Origin of the sequence: Kitasatospora sp. NPDC094015, assembly GCF_040304075.1 — a bacterium.
Classification (GTDB): Bacteria; Actinomycetota; Actinomycetes; order Streptomycetales; family Streptomycetaceae; genus Kitasatospora.
In genome coordinates, this window is the sequence record NZ_JBEOUL010000007.1 from 258,639 (window position 1) to 278,061 (window position 19,423).

At 73.2% G+C, this 19,423-nt stretch carries 17 protein-coding genes; 16 read left to right on the forward strand and 1 reads right to left on the reverse strand.

What is annotated here, in order from left to right:
* Nucleotides 1-33 precede the first annotated feature (33 nt).
* The gene (gene bldD, locus ABT014_RS12240; protein WP_014134541.1) at nt 34-537 is read right to left on the reverse strand and encodes a transcriptional regulator BldD; all 504 of its coding nucleotides are present in this window, start codon (nt 535-537) and stop codon (nt 34-36) included.
* A 353-nt stretch (nt 538-890) separates the two neighbouring features.
* Here bldD and pyrR point away from each other — a divergent pair, with 353 nt between their 5' ends.
* The 16 genes from pyrR (at nt 891) to ABT014_RS12320 (ending at nt 19,407) form a co-directional block, all read left to right on the forward strand.
* Nucleotides 891-1,514 carry a bifunctional pyr operon transcriptional regulator/uracil phosphoribosyltransferase PyrR gene (pyrR, locus tag ABT014_RS12245; protein WP_350638609.1) on the forward strand — a complete coding sequence of 208 codons (624 nt, stop codon included), beginning with the start codon at nt 891-893 and terminating at the stop codon, nt 1,512-1,514.
* 4 nt (nt 1,515-1,518) lie between these two features.
* Nucleotides 1,519-2,511: an aspartate carbamoyltransferase catalytic subunit gene (locus ABT014_RS12250; protein WP_350638610.1), complete on the forward strand. Its 993-nt coding sequence runs from the start codon at nt 1,519-1,521 to the stop codon at nt 2,509-2,511.
* Nucleotides 2,508-3,812, forward strand: coding sequence for a dihydroorotase (locus ABT014_RS12255; RefSeq protein ID WP_350638611.1), 1,305 nt, complete (start codon nt 2,508-2,510; stop codon nt 3,810-3,812). The genes ABT014_RS12250 and ABT014_RS12255 overlap by 4 nt, the downstream gene beginning before the upstream one ends.
* On the forward strand, nt 3,809-4,381 hold the full coding sequence (locus tag ABT014_RS12260) for a PH-like domain-containing protein (protein ID WP_350638612.1): 573 nt from the start codon (nt 3,809-3,811) through the stop codon (nt 4,379-4,381). Before ABT014_RS12255 ends, ABT014_RS12260 begins: the two co-directional genes overlap by 4 nt.
* A complete protein-coding gene (gene carA / locus ABT014_RS12265) occupies nt 4,378-5,553 on the forward strand; it encodes a glutamine-hydrolyzing carbamoyl-phosphate synthase small subunit (RefSeq protein ID WP_350638613.1) in 1,176 nt (391 codons plus the stop codon). Before ABT014_RS12260 ends, carA begins: the two co-directional genes overlap by 4 nt.
* A 3-nt stretch (nt 5,554-5,556) precedes the next feature.
* Nucleotides 5,557-8,865 carry a carbamoyl-phosphate synthase large subunit gene (gene carB, locus ABT014_RS12270; protein WP_350638614.1) on the forward strand — a complete coding sequence of 1,103 codons (3,309 nt, stop codon included), beginning with the start codon at nt 5,557-5,559 and terminating at the stop codon, nt 8,863-8,865.
* A 95-nt stretch (nt 8,866-8,960) separates the two neighbouring features.
* Complete coding sequence (locus ABT014_RS12275) at nt 8,961-10,058, forward strand: quinone-dependent dihydroorotate dehydrogenase (RefSeq protein ID WP_350638615.1); 1,098 nt, start codon at nt 8,961-8,963, stop codon at nt 10,056-10,058.
* Nucleotides 10,059-10,190: 132 nt separating this feature from the next.
* Nucleotides 10,191-11,048 (forward strand): dihydroorotate dehydrogenase electron transfer subunit, encoded by an 858-nt coding sequence (locus tag ABT014_RS12280; protein WP_350638616.1) that lies wholly within the window; start codon nt 10,191-10,193, stop codon nt 11,046-11,048.
* Nucleotides 11,045-12,019, forward strand: coding sequence for a dihydroorotate dehydrogenase (locus ABT014_RS12285; protein ID WP_350638617.1), 975 nt, complete (start codon nt 11,045-11,047; stop codon nt 12,017-12,019). The genes ABT014_RS12280 and ABT014_RS12285 overlap by 4 nt, the downstream gene beginning before the upstream one ends.
* Complete coding sequence (gene pyrF, locus ABT014_RS12290) at nt 12,016-12,852, forward strand: orotidine-5'-phosphate decarboxylase (protein WP_350638618.1); 837 nt, start codon at nt 12,016-12,018, stop codon at nt 12,850-12,852. Before ABT014_RS12285 ends, pyrF begins: the two co-directional genes overlap by 4 nt.
* 245 nt (nt 12,853-13,097) lie before the next feature.
* A complete protein-coding gene (gene mihF, locus ABT014_RS12295) occupies nt 13,098-13,424 on the forward strand; it encodes an integration host factor, actinobacterial type (RefSeq protein ID WP_033819202.1) in 327 nt (108 codons plus the stop codon).
* A 60-nt stretch (nt 13,425-13,484) separates the two neighbouring features.
* The gene (gmk, locus tag ABT014_RS12300) at nt 13,485-14,042 is read left to right on the forward strand and encodes a guanylate kinase (protein ID WP_350638619.1); all 558 of its coding nucleotides are present in this window, start codon (nt 13,485-13,487) and stop codon (nt 14,040-14,042) included.
* A 57-nt stretch (nt 14,043-14,099) separates the two neighbouring features.
* Entirely contained in the window at nt 14,100-14,366 is a 267-nt protein-coding gene (gene rpoZ, locus ABT014_RS12305; RefSeq protein WP_033819200.1) for a DNA-directed RNA polymerase subunit omega, read from the forward strand.
* Nucleotides 14,367-14,589: 223 nt separating this feature from the next.
* On the forward strand, nt 14,590-15,828 hold the full coding sequence (gene coaBC / locus ABT014_RS12310) for a bifunctional phosphopantothenoylcysteine decarboxylase/phosphopantothenate--cysteine ligase CoaBC (protein ID WP_350638620.1): 1,239 nt from the start codon (nt 14,590-14,592) through the stop codon (nt 15,826-15,828).
* A 165-nt stretch (nt 15,829-15,993) separates the two neighbouring features.
* Complete coding sequence (metK, locus tag ABT014_RS12315; protein WP_350638621.1) at nt 15,994-17,202, forward strand: methionine adenosyltransferase; 1,209 nt, start codon at nt 15,994-15,996, stop codon at nt 17,200-17,202.
* A 138-nt stretch (nt 17,203-17,340) separates the two neighbouring features.
* Nucleotides 17,341-19,407, forward strand: coding sequence for a primosomal protein N' (locus tag ABT014_RS12320; RefSeq protein WP_350638622.1), 2,067 nt, complete (start codon nt 17,341-17,343; stop codon nt 19,405-19,407).
* The last annotated feature ends 16 nt before the right edge of the window (nt 19,408-19,423 follow it).

Genomic DNA, 19,423 nt, shown 5'->3' on the forward strand with positions numbered 1-19,423 from the left:
CCCCGCCGTGACGTTTCTGCTGACGGTTGAGCGTCAGCCGGCGTCCTCCTCGCGCACCGCGCGCCGGGCATCCGGGTTGAGCACACCCCAGCTGATCAGCTGCTCGGTGAGGATCGACGGCGACTGGTCGTAGATCACGGCCAGCGTGCGCAGGTCGTCCTGGCGGATCGACAGCACCTTGCCGTTGTAGTCGCCGCGCTGGCTCTGGATGGTGGCCGCATAGCGCTGGAGGGGACCGGCCTTCTCGGACGGCACCTGAGTCAGTCTCTCCAGGTCGAGCACCAGGCGCGGCGGCGGCTCGGCCGCGCCGCCCGGGGTCCCGCCGGGGAGCAGCTCCTGCACCGGGACGCCGTAGAACTCGGCCAGTTCGGCCAGGCGCTGCACCGTCACCGCGCGGTCGCCGCGCTCGTACGAGCCGACGACGACTGCCTTCCAGCGACCCTGGGACTTCTCCTCGACGCCGTGCAGGGAGAGACCCTGCTGAGTGCGGATCGCCCGGAGCTTGGCCCCGAGTTGCTTCGCGTAGTCGCTGGACATAGATCTCCCCGGACGAGATTGCTTCGCGTTCAGTGGCGAGCCACGAGCGAGCGGGTGATGACCGCGGACCCGGCCGACCGTACCGGTGGGTACAGCGGCGGTCTCGTAACTCACTGTGAGGTTACGTAGAGTGAGGTAGTCGCGTCAAGCCGAATGGGGCAGTCGTGCGAATAGCTCCGGGCCGGTCCGTGAACCGGCGCGGTACGGCGGATCAGGCAAAACGGAACCGGCCGGTCCTGAACGCGGGTGAGCGCACTGCTACCATGGGCGAGGCTCCCGCCACGGTCGGGAGTGCTCTCCCAGACATCCTTTAAGGCCCGTCCAGTGAGGCGGGGAAGGAGGTCCGCTTCGGCATGACCACACAACTCCCATCGCCGCCGCGCCCGCCGCACCAGGTGCTCGACGCCGGCGACATCGCCCGGATCGTCACCCGGATCGCCCACGAGATCGTCGAACGCGCCAAGGGCGCCGACGACGTGGTGCTGCTCGGCATCCACACCCGCGGTGTCCACCTCGCCCGCCGGCTGCAGACCCGGCTCAACCAGGTGGCCGGCCGCGAGATCCCGCTCGGCACCCTCGACATCACCATGTACCGGGACGACCTGCGGCTGAAGCCGGCCCGCGCGCTGGAGCACACCGAGATCCCCGCCGAGGGCATCGACGGCAAGCTGGTCATCCTGGTCGACGACGTGCTGTTCTCCGGCCGCACCATCCGGGCCGCGCTGGACGCCCTGAGCGACATCGGCCGCCCGCGCGCCGTCCAGCTGGCCGTGCTGGTCGACCGCGGCCACCGCGAGCTGCCGATCCGCGCCGACTACGTGGGCAAGAACCTCCCCACCTCGCTGCGCGAGGCGGTCCAGGTCCAGCTCGCCGACACCGACGGCCGCGACGCCGTCCTGGTCGGCGACCGCGACTACGCCGCCCGGTCCTCCCAGGCGCTCGCCGCCCAGCCGTCCGACCCGCACCTCCCGGAGTGACCGCGTGAAGCGCCATCTCGTCTCCACCGCAGACCTCAGCCGCGACGACGCCCTGCTCATCCTGGACACCGCCGAGGAGCTGGCCCACCTCTCCGCACGCTCCGTCAAGAAGCTGCCCACGCTGCGCGGGCGCACCGTCGTCAACCTCTTCTTCGAGGACTCCACCCGCACCAAGACCTCCTTCGAGGTCGCCGAGAAGCGGCTGTCGGCCGACGTCATCAACTTCTCCGCCAAGGGCTCCTCGGTCTCCAAGGGCGAGAGCCTCAAGGACACCGCGCTGACCCTCCAGGCGATGGGCGCCGACGCGGTCGTGATCCGCCACCACGCCTCCGGCGCGCCCGCCCGGCTGGCCCAGTCGGACTGGCTGCACGGCAGCGTGATCAACGCCGGCGACGGCACCCACGAGCACCCCACCCAGGCCCTGCTGGACGCCTTCACCATCCGGCGCCACCTCAACCCGGGCGCCGGGCACGACCTGGCCGGCCGCCGGGTCACCATCGTCGGCGACGTCCTGCACAGCCGGGTCGCCCGCTCCAACGTCCACCTGCTGACCACGCTCGGCGCCGAGGTCACCTTCGTCGCCCCGCCGACCCTGCTGCCGATCGGGATCGAGAACTGGCCCTGCCAGGTCTCCTACGACCTCGACGCGGTGCTGCCCAAGACCGACGCGCTGATGATGCTCCGGGTCCAGCGCGAGCGGATGAACGCGGCCTTCTTCCCGACCGAGCGCGAGTACTCCCGGCGGTACGGCATGGACGGCATCCGGATGGCGCAGCTGCCCGAGCACGCCATCGTGATGCACCCCGGGCCGATGGTCCGCGGCATGGAGATCACCGCCGAGGTCGCCGACTCCCCGCGCTGCACCGCGGTCGAGCAGGTCGCCAATGGCGTCTCCACCCGGATGGCTGTGCTCTACCTCCTGCTCGGCGGGGCGGTCTTCGCCGACACCGCCGCAGCGGACACCACCCGTACCGAATCCCCGGAGGCCGCCAAGTGACGAGCTACCTGATCCGCAACGTCCAGATCCTCGGCGGTGCGCCCCAGGACATCCTCATCGCCGACGGCGTGTTCCGGGAGATCGGCACCGCCCTGGCCGCCGAGGCGGACGTGGAGATCGACGGCCACGGCCTGATCGCCCTGCCCGGCCTGGTCGACCTGCACACCCACCTGCGCGAGCCCGGCCGGGAGGACGCCGAGACCGTGCTGACCGGCACCCAGGCCGCCGCCAAGGGCGGGTACACCGCCGTGCACGCGATGGCCAACACCTTCCCGGTGGCGGACACCGCCGGCGTGGTCGAGCAGGTCTGGCGGCTCGGCCAGGAGTCCGGCTACTGCGACGTGCAGCCGGTCGGCGCCGTCACGGTGGGCCTGGAGGGCAAGAAGCTCGCCGAGCTCGGCGCGATGCACGACTCCGCGGCCGGCGTCCGGGTCTTCTCCGACGACGGCAAGTGCGTCGACGACGCGGTGATCATGCGCCGCGCGCTGGAGTACGTGAAGGCCTTCGACGGCGTGGTCGCCCAGCACGCCCAGGAGCCGCGGCTGACCGAGGGCGCCCAGATGAACGAGGGCCAGGTCTCCGGCGAGCTCGGGCTCGGCGGCTGGCCCGCGGTCGCCGAGGAGGCGATCATCGCCCGGGACGTGCTGCTGGCCGCGCACGTCGGCTCCCGGCTGCACGTCTGCCACCTCTCCACGGCCGGCTCGGTCGAGATCGTCCGCTGGGCCAAGGCCAAGGGCTGGGACGTCACCGCCGAGGTCACCCCGCACCACCTGCTGCTCACCGACGAGCTGGTCCGCAGCTACGACCCGGTCTACAAGGTCAACCCGCCGCTGCGCACCGCCGCGGACGTGGAGGCGCTGCGCGCCGCGCTGGCCGACGGCACCATCGACGCGGTCGCCACCGACCACGCGCCGCACCCGGCCGAGGACAAGGACTGCGAGTGGGCGGTCGCCGCGATGGGCATGGTCGGCCTGGAGACCGCGCTGTCGGTCGTGCAGCAGACCATGGTCGACACCGGCCTGCTGAACTGGGAGGGCGTGGCGGACCGGATGTCCCGCCGGCCGGCCCGGATCGGGCGCCTGACCGGCCACGGAAGGCCCGTCTCGGTCGGTGAACCGGCCAACCTGGTGCTGTTCGATCCCGCGTACCGTGGTGCCGTGGACCCCGAAACCTTTGCGACCCGCAGCCGGAACAGCCCCTACCGCGGTCTCGACCTCCCCGGGCGGGTGCACGCCACCTTCCTGCGCGGCGCCGCCACCGTGCTGGCCGGCGAGCTGGCCGAGCAGGGCGACCTCGCGTGAGCGCCCTCGCACCCGCGTCGCTCGCCGCCGACGGCCAGGCCCAGGTGACCAACTGGCCCGGTTACATCGGCTGGACGGTCGGCCTGGTGATCGTGATCGCGCTGGTCTACTGGCTGATGCGGCAGGGCTGGAACTGGCGCCGCACCCTGCAGTCCGACCTGCCGGCGCTGCCCGAGGTGCCGGCCGACCCGGGTCCCGTCACCCGCACCGCCGCCGGCCGCTACCACGGGACCACCACCGCGGGGAACTGGCTGGACCGGGTCGTCGCGCACGACCTCGGCACCCGCAGCCTCGCCGACCTGACCCTCACCGAGCGCGGCCTGCTGGCCCGCCGCCCGGGCACCGCCGACCTGTGGATCCCGGTCGAGGCGCTGGCCGGTGCCCGGCAGGACTCCGGCATCGCCGGCAAGGTCGTCCCCTCGGGCCTGCTGGTCGTCGGCTGGCGCCTGGGCAGCACCGGCCTGGAGTCCGGCTTCCGGCTCGACCGGCCGGACCAGCACGCGGCCTGGATCGCCGCCATCCTCGAACTCTCCACCCGCACGCAGCAGACGGAAGGCACCGCATCATGACCGCACCTGCCCCGACCACTCAGCGCTTGAGGCGGGAGCGCGTGCCCGCCGTGCTCGTCCTGGAGGACGGCCGGATCTTCCGCGGCCAGGCCTACGGCGCCCAGGGCGAGACCTTCGGCGAGGCGGTCTTCAACACCGGCATGTCCGGCTACCAGGAGACCCTCACCGACCCGTCGTACCACCGCCAGGTGGTCGTCATGACGGCCCCGCACATCGGCAACACCGGCGTCAACGACGAGGACCCGGAGTCCCGGCGGATCTGGGTCGCCGGCTACGTGGTGCGCGACCCCTCCCGGGTCCCGTCCAACTGGCGCTCGCGGCGCTCGCTGGACGAGGAGCTCGCCGAGCAGGGCGTCGTCGGCATCAGCGGGGTCGACACCCGCGCGCTCACCCGGCACCTGCGCGAGCGCGGGGCGATGCGGGTCGGCATCTTCTCCGGCCCCGCGCTGCCCGATGACGCGGCGCTGCTGGCCCGGGTCAACGAGGCGCCCGAGATGAAGGGCGCGGACCTCTGCGCCGAGGTCGCCACCACCGAGGCGTACGTGGTGCCGGCGATCGGCACCAAGCGCTTCACGGTCGCCGCCGTCGACCTCGGCATCAAGGCGATGACCCCGCAGCGGATGGCCGAGCGCGGCATCGAGGTGCACGTGCTGCCGGCCGACGCCACCATCGAGGACGTCTACGCGGTCGAGCCCGACGGCGTGTTCTTCTCCAACGGCCCGGGCGACCCGGCCACCGCCGACCACCAGGTCGCGGTGATGCAGGGCGTGCTGGCCCGCCGGACCCCGCTGTTCGGCATCTGCTTCGGCAACCAGATCCTCGGCCGCGCGCTCGGCTTCGGCACCTACAAGCTGAAGTACGGTCACCGCGGGATCAACCAGCCGGTGCAGGACCGCACCACCGGCAAGGTCGAGGTCACCGCGCACAATCACGGCTTCGCCGTGGAGGCCCCGCTGGACAAGGTCAGCGACACGCCGTACGGCCGGGCCGAGGTCTCCCACGTCTGCCTGAACGACGACGTGGTCGAGGGCCTGCAGTGCCTGGACACCCCGGCGTTCAGCGTCCAGTACCACCCGGAGGCCGCGGCGGGCCCGCACGACGCCGCGTACCTCTTCGACCGCTTCGTTGACCTGATGGCCGGTGCCCCGGCCCGCACCACCACAGGGAGCTGACCCGTGCCGAAGCGCACCGACATCAAGTCCGTCCTGGTCATCGGGTCCGGCCCGATCGTGATCGGCCAGGCGGCGGAGTTCGACTACTCCGGGACCCAGGCCTGCCGGGTCCTCAAGGCCGAGGGCCTGCGGGTGATCCTGGTCAACTCCAACCCGGCCACCATCATGACCGACCCGGAGATCGCCGACGCCACCTACGTCGAGCCGATCACCCCGGACTTCGTCGAGAAGATCATCGCCAAGGAGCGCCCCGACGCGCTGCTGCCCACCCTCGGCGGCCAGACCGCGCTCAACACCGCGATCTCGCTGCACGCCGCCGGCACCCTCGACAAGTACAACGTCGAGCTGATCGGCGCCGACGTCGAGGCGATCAACAAGGGCGAGGACCGCCAGCTGTTCAAGGGCGTGGTCGAGGCCGTCAACGCCAAGATCGGCCACGGCGAGTCGGCCCGCTCGGTGATCTGCCACTCGATGGAGGACGTGCTCGCCGGCGTCGACACCCTCGGCGGCTACCCGGTCGTGGTCCGCCCCTCCTTCACCATGGGCGGCGCCGGCTCCGGCTTCGCGCACCACGAGGAGGACCTGCGCCGGATCGCCGGCCAGGGCCTGGCCCTGTCGCCGACCACCGAGGTGCTCCTGGAGGAGTCCATCCTCGGCTGGAAGGAGTACGAGCTGGAGCTGATGCGCGACAAGCACGACAACGTCGTGGTGGTCTGCTCCATCGAGAACTTCGACCCGATGGGCGTGCACACCGGTGACTCGATCACCGTCGCCCCGGCGATGACCCTGACCGACCGCGAGTACCAGATCCTGCGCGACATCGGCATCGCGGTGATCCGCGAGGTCGGCGTCGACACCGGCGGCTGCAACATCCAGTTCGCGGTCAACCCGGCGGACGGCCGGGTCATCGTCATCGAGATGAACCCGCGGGTCTCGCGCTCCTCGGCGCTGGCCTCGAAGGCCACCGGCTTCCCGATCGCCAAGATCGCCGCCAAGCTGGCCGTCGGCTACACCCTCGACGAGATCCCCAACGACATCACCGAGCAGACCCCGGCCTCCTTCGAGCCGACCCTCGACTACGTCGTGGTCAAGGTCCCGCGGTTCGCGTTCGAGAAGTTCCCGAGCGCCGACGCCACGCTGACCACCACCATGAAGTCGGTCGGCGAGGCCATGGCGATGGGCCGCAACTTCACCGAGGCGCTGCAGAAGGCGCTGCGCTCGCTGGAGAAGAAGGGCTCGCAGTTCAGCTGGACCGGCGAGCCCGGCGACAAGGCCGAGCTGCTGACCCGGGCCCAGGTGCCGACCGACGGCCGGATCAACACCGTGATGGCCGCCATCCGGGCCGGCGCCACCCAGGAGGAGGTGTTCGAGGCCACCCGGATCGACCCGTGGTTCGTCGACCAGCTCTTCCTGCTCGACGAGATCGCCGCCGAGCTGGCCGAGGCCGACAAGCTCCACCCCGAGCTGCTGCGCCACGCCAAGCGGCACGGCTTCTCGGACCAGCAGATCGGCGAGATCCGCGGCCTGAAGCCGGACGTGGTCCGCGAGGTGCGGCACGCGCTCGGCATCCGCCCGGTCTTCAAGACGGTCGACACCTGCGCGGCCGAGTTCGCCGCCAGGACCCCGTACTTCTACTCGTCCTACGACGAGGAGAACGAGGTCGCGTCCCGCACCAAGCCCGCCGTGATCATCCTGGGTTCGGGTCCGAACCGGATCGGCCAGGGCATCGAGTTCGACTACTCCTGCGTGCACGCCTCCTTCGCGCTCGCCGAGGCCGGGTACGAGACCGTCATGGTCAACTGCAACCCGGAGACCGTCTCCACCGACTACGACACCTCCGACCGGCTCTACTTCGAGCCGCTCACCCTGGAGGACGTGCTGGAGATCGTCCACGCCGAGCAGCAGGCCGGCCCGCTGGCGGGCGTCGTCGTCCAGCTCGGCGGCCAGACCCCGCTGGGCCTCGCCCAGGCGCTCAAGGACAACGGCGTGCCGATCGTGGGCACCCAGCCCGAGGCGATCGACCTCGCCGAGGAGCGCGGCGCCTTCGGCCGGGTGCTGCGCGACGCCGGCCTGCCCGCCCCCAAGCACGGCACCGCCTTCTCCTTCGAGGACGCCAAGGCGATCGCGGACGAGATCGGCTACCCGGTGCTCGCCCGGCCCTCGTACGTGCTCGGCGGGCGCGGCATGGAGATCGTCTACGACGAACCCTCGCTGGCCTCCTACCTGGAGCGGCACGCGGGTCTGATCTCCGAGCACCCGGTGCTGATCGACCGCTTCCTGGACGACGCGGTGGAGATCGACGTCGACGCGCTCTACGACGGCGCCGAGCTCTACCTCGGCGGCGTGATGGAGCACATCGAGGAGGCCGGCATCCACTCCGGTGACTCCGCCTGCGCGCTGCCCCCGATCACCCTCGGCGGCTACGACATCAAGCGGCTGCGGACCTCCACCGAGGCGATCGCCAAGGGCGTCGGGGTGCGCGGCCTGATCAACATCCAGTTCGCGCTGGCCGGCGACATCCTCTACGTGCTGGAGGCCAACCCGCGCGCCTCGCGCACCGTGCCGTTCACCTCCAAGGCGACCGCCGTGCCGCTGGCCAAGGCGGCGGCCCGGATCTCGCTCGGCGCCACCATCGCCGAGCTGCGCGCCGAGGGCATGCTCCCGGCCGAGGGCGACGGCGGCACCCTGCCGGCCGACTGCCCGATCTCCGTCAAGGAGGCCGTGATGCCGTGGAGCCGCTTCCGCGACATCCACGGGCGCGGCGTCGACACCGTGCTCGGCCCGGAGATGCGCTCCACCGGCGAGGTCATGGGCATCGACAAGGTGTTCGGCACCTCGTACGCCAAGGCCCAGGCCGGCGCGTACGGCGCGCTGCCGACCAAGGGCAAGGTGTTCGTCTCGGTCGCCAACCGCGACAAGCGCAACCTGGTCTTCCCGGCCCGCGCGCTGGTCGAGCTCGGCTTCGAGGTGCTCGCCACCGCCGGCACCGCCGAGGTGCTCCAGCGCGGCGGCATCCCGTCCACCATCGTGCGCAAGCACAGCGAGGGCGAGGGCCCGAACGGGGAGCGGACCATCGTCCAGCTCATCCACGACGGCGAGGTCGACCTGATCATCAACACCCCGTACGGCACCGGCGGCCGGCTCGACGGCTACGAGATCCGCACCGCGGCCGTCTCGCGCGGCGTCCCGTGCCTGACCACCGTGCAGGCGATGGGCGCGGCCGTCCAGGGCATCGACGCCCTCACCCACGGCGAGATCGGGGTGATGTCGCTCCAGGAGCACGCGGCGCTGATCAACGCCGGGCGCAAGTAGCGACACCCTGGTGGGGGGCACCGAGCACGGGTGCCCCCCACTTCCCATGTCGTCCCGCTGTCCCGCTGTCGCTCCAGGAAGGCGCGTTCCCGCCCGTGTACAAGATCCTGTTCAACCTGGTCTTCCGGAAGATGGACCCGGAGAAGGCCCACCACCTGGCCTTCTTCTGGATCCGGCTGGCCGCCTCGGTGCCCGGACTGCGGCAGCTGGTCCGGCTGGTGCTCGCGCCGCGGTACCGCTCGCTGCGCACCACCGCGCTCGGCCTCGACCTGCCCGGCCCGTTCGGCCTCGGCGCCGGCTTCGACAAGGACGGCATCGGCATCGACGGCCTGTCGATGCTGGGCTTCGACTTCGTCGAGATCGGCACCGTCACCGGTGAGCCGCAGCCCGGCAACCCCGCGCCGCGGCTGTTCCGGCTGGTCGAGGACCGCGCGCTGATCAACCGGATGGGCTTCAACAACCAGGGCTCGGCCCGGGTCGCGGCCCGGCTCGCCCGGCGCCCGCACACCACCTCGACCCCGGTGATCGGCGTCAACATCGGCAAGACCAAGGTGGTCGAGGAGGCCGACGCCACCGCCGACTACCTCAAGAGCACCGAGCGGCTCGCCCCGTACGCCGACTACCTGGTGGTCAACGTCAGCTCGCCGAACACCCCCGGGCTGCGCAACCTGCAGGCCGTCCAGGTGCTCGGCCCGCTGCTCTGGGACGTCCGCAAGGCCGCCGACGCGGCCGTGGCGCACCACGTGCCGCTGCTGGTGAAGATCGCCCCCGACCTCGCGGACGAGGACATCGACGAGATCGCCGACATGGCCCTGCACCTCGGGCTGGACGGCATCATCGCCACCAACACCACCATCGGCCGGAACGGCCTGCGCGAACCCGCCGCCCGGATCGAGGAGATCGGCATGGGCGGCCTGTCCGGCGCCCCGCTGGCCGACCGCTCGCTGGAGGTGCTGCAGCGGCTGCGGGCACGGACCGAGGGCCGGCTCGCCCTGATCTCGGTCGGCGGCATCGAGACCGCCGAGGACGCCTGGCAGCGGATCCTGCACGGCGCCGACCTGGTCCAGGGCTACAGCGCGTTCATCTACCAGGGACCGTTCTGGATGCGGCGGGTGCACAAGGGCCTGGCCGACCGGCTGCGGGCCAGCGGGCACCGCACCATCGCGGAGGCGGTGGGCACGGCCAAGCCGTAGCGGGCGCCGCGGCGGCCCGGGGAGGGGCGGCCGGGGGCGGGGAGCGGACCGGTGCGCGGGCGAAGTGACAGCGTCCGCGCGGGTTTGGGAGAGTTCACACCGTCACGACGGCCGGCCGAAAGGTGATGCGCAATGGCCAATCCTGTCCGGACCGCCGCCGAGGTGCTGTCCAGCACCCCCGAAGGCGCCTACCGGCGGCTGGTGCTGCACGCCCCCGCCGCCGCCCCCCGGGTCGGACCGGGCCACTTCACGACCGTCGCGGTCGGCGGCCCGCTCTCCTCGGCGCTGCTGCGCCGGGCGTTCTGGATCCACCGCGCGGACCCGGCCGCCGGCACCGTCGAGCTGCTCGTCGAGGAGCTCGGCGCGGGCACCCGGGAGCTGGCGCGCACCCGGGCGGGGGAGCAGGTCGACCTGATCGCCCCGCTCGGAACGCCGTTCCCGCTCCCGGAGGCCCCGGTCAGCACGCTGCTGGTGGCCACCGGGCACAGCGCCGCGCCGCTGCCCGCGCTGGCCGAGGAGATCCGGCGCGGCGGCGGCCAGGTGGGCTTCGTGCTCGGCGCGGCGAGCGCCGAAGGACTGCTCGGGGTCGAGCAGGCCCGCGCGCTCACCGCCGACGTCCTGGTGGTCACCGAGGACGGCTCGGCGGGCCTGACCGGGCAGGTCACCGACCCGCTCGGGGAGGCGATCAAGGCGATCGACGCCCGGGTGGTGTACGCCTGCGGCCCGCCGCCGCTGCTGGCCGAGGTCAGCCGGATCTCGCTCGGCCTCGGCGCCCGCTGCTGGACGGCGGTCGAGGCGGCGATGGGCTGCGGCACCGGCCTCTGCGCCGCCTGCGTGCTGCCGGTGGTCGGCGCCGACGGCGTCGACCGCCTCACCCGCTGCTGCACCGACGGCCCGGTCTTCGACGGCGCCCGGGTCCGCTGGTCGCAGGCCGGCAGCGGGCCGCCCGACCCGGCGGGCCCGGCCGGGGCGGGGGTGGCGGCCCGATGAACCCCGAGGACGTCGACCTGTCGGTCCCGTACGGGCCGCTCACCCTGCCCAATCCGCTCACCACCGCCGCCGGCTGCGCCGGCTACGGTCGGGAGCTGGCCAGGTTCGTCCCGCTGGAGGAGCTGGGCGCGGTCACCACCCGGACCGTCATGCTCCGGCCGCGGGCCGGCGGCGCCACCCCGCGGCTGGCCGAGACCCCGTCCGGGATCCTCAACGCGCTCGGCCTCCCGGGCGCCGGCATCGACTCCTTCGTCCGCGACGAGCTGCCCTGGCTGACCGAGCGCGGCGCCCGGGTGGTGGTCTCGATCGCCGGCGAGCGGCTGGAGGAGTTCGCCGAGGTGGCCGCCCGGCTGAACGGGCTGCCCGGGGTGATCGGCATCGAGCTCAACATCTCCTGCCCCAACAGCGCCGACCGCGGCCTGCTCTTCGGCCGCAACCCGGCCACCACCTACGACGTGGTCCGCGCGGTGCGCCGGGCCGCCGACGCCGCTCTGCCCGTGCAGGCCAAGCTCTCGCCCGACGTCGCCTCGATCACCGAGATCGCCGCCGCGTGCGTCCAGGCCGGCGCGGACGGCCTCGCGATGATCAACACCACCCTGGGCACCACCATCGACCTGGACAGCCTGCGACCGGCCCTGGCGGCCGGCTCCGGGGGCCTGTCCGGACCGGCGATCCGCCCGATCGCGGTCCGCTGCGTCTACGAGGTGCACGCCGCGATGCTGGCCGGCCGGATCCCGCCGGTGCCGATCACCGGCATGGGAGGCCTGCGCACCGGCCGGGACGCGCTGGAGTTCGCCCTCGCCGGCGCGAGCACCGTCGCGGTCGGCACCGCCCTGTTCAACGACCCCACCGCCCCGCCGCGCATCCTGGACGAGCTGCGCGGCGAGCTGGCGGCCCGGGGCTTCGCCGCCTTCACCGACGTGGTGGGCCTGGCCCACCGCACCGACACCCCTGCTGGAAGGACCTCATGACCCTCGCCCCCTTCGGCGCCCGGCTGCGCCAGGCCCTCGACACCCGCGGTCAGCTCTGCGTCGGCATCGACCCGCACTCCTCCCTGCTCACCGCCTGGGGCCTGACCGACGACGTCGCCGGCCTGGAGACGTTCTCCCGCACGGTGGTCGAGGCACTGGCCGACCGGGTCGCCGTGCTCAAGCCGCAGGCGGCCTTCTTCGAGCGGTTCGGCAGCCGCGGGATCGCGGTGCTGGAGCGCAGCGTCGCCGAGGCCCGGGCGGCCGGCGCCCTGGTGGTGATGGACGCCAAGCGCGGCGACATCGGCTCCACCATGGCGGCCTACGCCGAGACCTTCCTCGCCCCGGGCAGCCCGCTGTTCTCGGACGCGCTGACCGTCAGCCCGTACCTGGGCTTCGGCTCGCTGCAGCCCGCGCTGGACCTGGCCCGGGCGAGCGGGGCCGGCATCTTCGCGCTGGCGCTCACCTCCAACCCGGAGGGCGCCGAGGTGCAGCGGGCCACCGGGGCGGACGGGCGCAGCGTCGCGCAGGGCGTGCTCGACCGGCTGGCGGCCGAGAACGCCGGCGCGGAGCCGCTCGGCTCGTTCGGCGCGGTGGTCGGTGCGACCCTGGCCGAGGCCGGCGCGGACCTCGCCATCAACGGCCCGCTGCTGGCGCCCGGGGTGGGCGCGCAGGGGGCGACCGCGAAGGACCTGCCGCGGGTCTTCGGCGCCTCGGTGCGCAACGTGGTGCCCAGTGTGAGCCGTGACGTGCTGAAGCACGGACCGTCGGTGGCGGCCCTGCGGGAGGCCGCCGCGCGCTTCGTCGACGATGTGAGCGCAGTCACAAACGGCTGAGAATACCGGCCGCAAGCCGGTGCATTTGCCCGGAAAGTCCTGGGTCGGCCCTGGCTGACCAGGACTTTTCGTGTTCTTTTCCTGACGCGGAAGCCCAAGTTGGGTAGTGTCCGGCGGTAGGTCACCGAACGGCGGCACATTGCGTCGCTCCCGCAGGTCAGAGCCTTGCGCTCCGGTTCTGTGTTCGATGGCCGGGCACCACCAGTCATAGCTCCTCCCTTCCATTCACACCTGAGGTGAACGGCGTGGCTCTTCCGCCCCTTACTCCTGAACAGCGCGCCGCTGCGCTCGCCAAGGCCGCCGAGGCTCGTCGGAAGCGTGCCGACGTCAAGAACCGGCTCAAGCACTCCGGCGCCTCGCTGCACGACGTGATCAAGGCCGGCAAGGCCGATGACGAGGTCATCGGCAAGATGAAGGTCTCCGCCCTGCTGGAGAGCCTGCCGGGTGTCGGCAAGGTGCGCGCCAAGCAGATCATGGAGCGCCTCGGCATCAGCGAGAGCCGTCGTGTCCGGGGTCTCGGCACCAACCAGATCGCCTCCCTGGAGCGGGAGTTCGGCGGCGCGGCCTCCTGACCCGGCCCCGCGTCGCACCCCGTGGTCCCGCGACCGTCCGCGATCCGGGATAATCGGTGCATGAGTGAGCGTCCGCGGCTGACCGTGCTCTCCGGCCCTTCGGGGGTCGGCAAGAGCACGGTCGTCGCTCATATGAGGAAGCAGCACCCCGAGGTCTGGCTCTCGGTGTCGGTGACCACCCGGCACCCGAGGCCCGGCGAGAAGGACGGGGTCCACTACTACTTCGTCGACAACGACCAGTTCGACAAGCTGATCGCCAACGGCGAGCTGCTGGAGTGGGCCGTATTCGCCGGCAACCGGTACGGCACGCCGCGCGGCGCCGTGCAGGACAAGCTGGAGGCCGGGGTCCCGGTGCTGCTGGAGATCGACCTGCAGGGCGCCCGCCAGGTGCGGGAGTCGATGGCCGAGGCCCAGCTGGTGTTCCTGGCCCCGCCGAGCTGGGACGAGCTGGTCCGCCGGCTCACCGGTCGGGGCACCGAACCGCAGCACGTGATCGACCAGCGGCTGGAGGCGGCCAAGGTGGAGCTGGCGGCCGAGCCGGAGTTCGACACCACGCTGGTCAACACCTCGGTCGAGCAGGTGGCCGCTGAGCTGCTAGCCTTGCTCGGTGTAGTCTGACCGGATCGGCTCGTGAGCCTGTCCGGGTCGGAGATATCCACTTCGGAAGGTTTTAGCGTGTCCTCTTCGATGACCGCGCCTGAGGGCATCATCAACCCGCCGATCGATGAGCTGCTCGAGGCCACCGACTCCAAGTACAGCCTGGTGATCTACGCGGCCAAGCGTGCTCGTCAGATCAACGCCTACTACTCGCAGCTGGGCGAGGGCCTGCTGGAGTACGTCGGTCCGCTGGTCGACACCCACGTGCACGAGAAGCCGCTGTCGATCGCGCTCCGCGAGATCAACGCCGGCCTGCTGACCGCCGAGGCGATCGAGGCCGCCTGATCCGGCGACGCTCGCGAAGGGCCCGTCCACCCGGTCGAAAGACCGGGTGGACGGGCCCTTCCGCATTGCTGCGGGGCGCCTCGCACCGCGCGTCCGACGGGTCGTAAGGTGGGCCGGTCGTAGCGACGACCGGCCCGGCCGGGGCCGGTCGTACGGTGGGCCGGCTCCGCGGGGGCCGGTCGTACGGTGGGCCGCCAGCTGGCCCCGAGGAGAGGCAGCACCCATGAACGCGAGCCCGGAGCAGGCCCAAGCCCCGCGCGTGGTCCTCGGTGTCAGCGGCGGCATCGCCGCGTACAAGGCCTGCGAGCTGCTGCGGCGGTTCACCGAGTCGGGCCACCGGGTGACGGTGGTGCCGACCGCCGCCGCGCTGCACTTCGTCGGCGAGGCGACCTGGGCGGCGCTGTCCGGCCGGCCGGCCGCCACCGAGACCTGGGCCGACGTGCACGAGGTGCCGCACGTGCGGATCGGCCAGCAGGCCGACCTGGTGGTGGTTGCCCCCGCCACCGCCGACCTGATGGCCAAGGCCGCCCACGGGCTGGCCGACGACCTGCTCACCAACACCCTGCTCACCGCGCGCTGTCCGGTGGTCTTCGCCCCGGCCATGCACACCGAGATGTGGGAGCACCCGGCCACCCGGGAGAACGTCGCCACCCTGCGCCGCCGCGGCGCGATCGTGCTGGAGCCGGCGGTCGGCCGGCTGACCGGCGTGGACACCGGCAAGGGGCGGCTGCCGGAGCCGTCCGCGATCTTCGAGGCCTGCCGCCGGGTGCTGGCCCGCGGCGGGCTGGAGCAGGACCTCGCCGGCCGGCACGTGGTGGTCTCGGCCGGCGGCACCCGGGAGCCGCTCGACCCGGTCCGCTTCCTGGGCAACCGCTCGTCCGGCAAGCAGGGCTACGCGCTGGCCGCCACCGCCGCCGCCCGGGGCGCCCGGGTCACCCTGCTGTCCGCCAACGCCGAGCTGCCGGACCCGGCCGGGGTGGACGTGGTGCACGTCTCCACCGCGCTCCAGCTGCGCGAGGCCGCGATCGGGGCGGCGGTGGACGCGGACGTGGTGGTGATGGCCGCGGCGGTCGCCGACTTCCGGCCCGCCGAGTACGCCACCGGCAAGATCAAGAAGGTCGAGGGGGTCGAGCCGGCCCCGGTCGCGCTGGTCCGCAACCCCGACATCCTGGCCGAGCTGTCGGCCCACCGCACCCGTCCGGACCAGTTGGTGGTGGGTTTCGCCGCCGAGACCGACCGGGTGCTGGAGAACGGCCGGGCCAAGCTCGCCCGCAAGGGCTGCGACCTGCTGGTGGTGAACGAGGTCGGGGACGGCAAGGCCTTCGGCCGTGACACGAACGCCGCAGTGGTGCTGTCCGCCGACGGCGCCGAGGTGGCCATCCCGGACGGCCCGAAGGAGGCCCTGGCGGACACGGTCTGGGACCAGGTCGTCACCCGTCTGCCCAGCCCGGCGGCCCGCTGATCCCGGTGTGATCCGCGCTGCCCGGGCATCCCATTGCGCGGGCGGGTAGCCCGCCGAAGGGGCCTGACCGTTACACTCCAGGAATCAAGTCTTTCCGGATGACCATGGCCGGTCCGCCGAACCGTGGTCGTTCAGTCAGCAGCCGCTGCAACCCCAGGGAGCGCTGTGTCTCGCCGCCTGTTCACCTCGGAGTCGGTCACCGAGGGACACCCCGACAAGATCGCTGACCAGATCAGCGACACCATCCTCGACGCCCTGCTCCGCGAGGACCCCACCTCGCGCGTGGCCGTGGAGACGCTCATCACCACCGGCCTGGTGCACATCGCCGGTGAGGTCACCACCAAGGCGTACGCGCCGATCGCGCAGCTCGTCCGGGAGAAGATCCTGGAGATCGGCTACGACAGCTCGAAGAAGGGCTTCGACGGCGCTTCGTGCGGCGTCTCGGTCTCGATCGGTTCGCAGTCGCCCGACATCGCGCAGGGTGTGGACACGGCGTACGAGGCGCGGGTCGAGGGCGACGACGACCACCTGGACAAGCAGGGTGCTGGCGACCAGGGCCTGATGTTCGGCTACGCGTGCGACGACACGCCGGAGCTGATGCCGCTGCCGATCACCCTGGCGCACCGGCTCTCCCGCCGGCTGTCCGAGGTCCGCAAGAACGGCACCATCCCGTACCTGCGTCCCGACGGCAAGACCCAGGTCACCATCGAGTACGACGGCGACAAGGCGCTGCGCCTGGACACCGTGGTGGTCTCCTCGCAGCACGCCAGCGACATCGACCTGGACTCGCTGCTCACCCCGGACATCCGCGAGTTCGTCGTGGAGCCGGAGCTCAAGCGCCTCGCCGACGACGGCATCAAGCTGGTCACCGACGGCTACCGGCTGCTGGTGAACCCGACCGGCCGCTTCGAGATCGGCGGCCCGATGGGCGACGCCGGCCTGACCGGCCGCAAGATCATCATCGACACGTACGGCGGCATGGCCCGCCACGGCGGCGGTGCCTTCTCCGGCAAGGACCCGTCCAAGGTGGACCGCTCGGCCGCGTACGCGATGCGCTGGGTCGCCAAGCACATCGTCGCCGCCGGCCTCGCCACCCGGGCCGAGGTCCAGGTCGCGTACGCGATCGGCAAGGCCGAGCCGGTGGGCCTGTTCGTGGAGACCTTCGGCACCGAGACCGTCCCGGTCCTCAAGATCCAGGAAGCCGTGGTGAAGGTCTTCGACCTGCGCCCCGCCGCGATCATCCGCGACCTGGACCTGCTGCGCCCGATCTACGCGAAGACCGCCGCCTACGGCCACTTCGGCCGTGAGGACGCGGACTTCACCTGGGAGCGCACCGACCGGGTGGACGACCTGAAGAAGGCCGTCCAGGCCTGACGCCCGACTCCGCCGGACGGCGGTCGCCCTGCCGGGCGGCCGCCGTCCGGCGCGTTCCGGGGGATGTCGGCGGGATCGGCTACGTTGATGCTCGGGCCGGGTCGGCCGACCAGGTCGGGAGCGTGGAGCACGGGAGCGATGGGCAGCGCAGAGGGCGCCGGCGAGCAGCTGGCCTTCATCCGGGAGACGGTCCGCCGCTCCCGGCCCAGGGCCGCGCGCGGCCTGGAGCTGGCCGAGCAGCTGCCGGTCGCCCGGGTGCTGGTGGACAAGGGCGTGCTCAGCCTCGACCAGTACTTCGACTACGCCGTCCCCGCCGCGATGGACCAGGAGGCGCAGCCCGGCGTCCGGGTCCGGGTCCGGTTCGGGGCCCGGGTCGGCGCCTCCGGCCGGCGCGAGGGCGGGCAGCTGCACGACGGCTTCGTGGTGGAGCGCCTCGCCGCCTCCGACTACGCCGGGCCGCTGGCGCCGCTGTCCCGGGTGCTCTCGCCCGAGCGGGTGCTCACCCCCGCCCTGCTGCGGCTGTGCCGTGCGGTCGCCGACCGGTACGCGGGCACGCTGGCCGACGTGCTCCAGCTCGCGGTGCCGCCGCGGCACGCCGGGGCCGAGGCCGAACCGTCGCCCGCGCCGCTGCCGTCGCCCGCGCTGCCCGAGCCCGGCAGCTGGGTCCGCTACCCGCAGGGCCCCGCCTTCCTGGCCTCGCTGGCCGCCGGCCACGCCCCGCGCGCGGTCTGGACGGCGCTCCCGGGGCCGACCTGGCCCGAGGAGATCGCCCGGGCGGTCGCCGCCACCCTGGCCGGCGGCCGGGGCGCCCTGGTGGTGCTGCCGGACGGACGCGCCGCCGGGCGGGTGGACGAGGCGCTCACCGCCCTGCTCGGCCCGGGCCGGCACGCCGCGCTGGCCGCCGGGGCGGGGCCGCAGGAGCGCTACCGGCGCTGGCTGGCGGTGAGCCGCGGCTCGGTGCGCGCGGTGATCGGGACCAGGGCGGCGATGTTCGCCCCGGTCCGTGACCTCGGCCTGGTGGTGGTCTGGTCCGACGGCGACAGCAGCCACAGCGACCTGCACGCGCCGTACGCGCACGTGCGGGAGGTGGCGCTGCTGCGGGCCGCCGAGGAGGGCGCCGGGGTGCTGCTCGGCGGCCTGTCCACCACGGTCGAGGCGGCGCAGCTGCTGCGCACCGGCTGGGCCCGCCCGCTGGCGGCCGACCGGGAGACCGTGCGCGCGCTGGCGCCGCGGATCCGTACCGTCACCGATCTGGACGAGGCCAGGGACGAGGCCGCCCGGGCCGCCCGGCTGCCCTCGGTCGCCTGGACGGCGGCGCGCGAGGCGCTGGAGCGCGGTCCGGTCCTGATCCAGGTGCCGCGACGCGGCTACCAGCCGCGGCTGGCCTGCGGGCGGTGCCGGGAGCCGGCCCGCTGCCGGCCGTGCGGCGGCCCGCTGGAGGCGCTGGGCGCCGACCGGCCGCCGTCCTGCAGCTGGTGCGGCACCCCGGAGCCGGACTGGCACTGCGTCGAGTGCGGCTCGTTCCGGCTGCGAGCCCAGGTGGTCGGTGCCCGGCGGACGGCGGAGGAGCTGGGCAAGGCGTTCCCCCGGGTGCCGGTGCGCACCTCCGGGAAGGACGCGGTGCTGGCCACCGTCCCCGGGGAGCCCTCGCTGGTGATCGCCACGCCGGGGGCCGAGCCGCTGGCCGAGGGCGGGTACGCGGCCGCGCTGCTGCTGGACGGCTGGGCGCTGCTCAACCGGCCTGACCTGCGGGCGGGGGAGGAGGCGCTGCGGCGGTGGCTGACGGCCGCGGCCCTCGTCCGGCCGGCCTCGGCCGGGGGCACGGTGGTGGTGGTCGCCGAGGCGACCGCGCGGCCGGTGCAGGCGCTGGTGCGCTGGGATCCGGCCGGGCACGCCGCGCTGGAGCTGGAGGAGCGGGCGCAGCTGCGCTTCCCGCCGGTCTCCCGGATGGCCTCGGTGACCGGTCCGCCGCAGGCGGTCGCCGATCTGCTGGGGCTGGTCCGGCTGCCCGAGGGGGCGGACGTGCTGGGGCCGGTGCCGGCGCCGGGGGCGCGCGGGGAGGACGTGGAGCGCGCCCTGCTGCGGGTCGAGCCGGGGCAGGGGGCCGCGCTGGCGGCGGCGCTGAAGGCCGCGCAGATCGCCCGCCTGGCGTTGCGGGGCTCGGAGCCGGTGCGGATCCGGATCGATCCACCCGACATCGGGTGACCCGCGCAGTGCCTCG

Coding starts and splice junctions, on each gene's coding strand:
- coaBC (WP_350638620.1), top strand. CDS start 14,590: ATGAACGCGAGCCCGGAGCAGGCCCAAGCCCCGCGCGTGGTCCTCGGT.
- pyrF (WP_350638618.1), top strand. CDS start 12,016: ATGACCCTCGCCCCCTTCGGCGCCCGGCTGCGCCAGGCCCTCGACACC.
- ABT014_RS12285 (WP_350638617.1), top strand. CDS start 11,045: ATGAACCCCGAGGACGTCGACCTGTCGGTCCCGTACGGGCCGCTCACC.
- carA (WP_350638613.1), top strand. CDS start 4,378: ATGACCGCACCTGCCCCGACCACTCAGCGCTTGAGGCGGGAGCGCGTG.
- gmk (WP_350638619.1), top strand. CDS start 13,485: ATGAGTGAGCGTCCGCGGCTGACCGTGCTCTCCGGCCCTTCGGGGGTC.
- bldD (WP_014134541.1), bottom strand. CDS start 537: ATGTCCAGCGACTACGCGAAGCAACTCGGGGCCAAGCTCCGGGCGATC.
- ABT014_RS12320 (WP_350638622.1), top strand. CDS start 17,341: ATGGGCAGCGCAGAGGGCGCCGGCGAGCAGCTGGCCTTCATCCGGGAG.
- ABT014_RS12280 (WP_350638616.1), top strand. CDS start 10,191: ATGGCCAATCCTGTCCGGACCGCCGCCGAGGTGCTGTCCAGCACCCCC.
- pyrR (WP_350638609.1), top strand. CDS start 891: ATGACCACACAACTCCCATCGCCGCCGCGCCCGCCGCACCAGGTGCTC.